1 protein-coding gene is annotated in these 301 nt (G+C 78.1%); it reads left to right on the top strand.

Annotation, left to right across the window (positions count from 1 at the left end):
• A partial coding sequence (locus MKK88_RS25235; RefSeq protein ID WP_244004671.1) for a hypothetical protein occupies positions 1-185 on the top strand: 185 nt, incomplete at its 5' end.
• Between the last annotated feature and the right edge of the window lie 116 nt (positions 186-301).

Genomic DNA, 301 nt, shown 5'->3' on the forward strand with positions numbered 1-301 from the left:
TCCCGACCTATGGCGACCCGGTCGGGCGCGCCCTGTTCGAGGCGGAGCTGGCCGAGATCGGCCGCGCAGCCACGCCGGCCGAGGCCGTCGTACGTGAGCACGCCTTCCGTGAGCGCCCGCGCGCGCGCCCCGACGAGCTGATCGCCGCCCGGCCGCCGAAGGCCCGGCGCCGGGCGTCCGCCTGAATGGAACCCCAGAGTCGGCGCCCGCGCGGTGAGTCACCGGCGGCTTGGGACCCGTGCAAGCCCCCCGCCGGTGCGCCGGAGCTGGTCCCGGCCGCGTGGCGTCGGTTCGCGGTTGG

The organism is Methylobacterium sp. E-005, from assembly GCF_022829725.1.
Classification (GTDB): Bacteria; Pseudomonadota; Alphaproteobacteria; order Rhizobiales; family Beijerinckiaceae; genus Methylobacterium.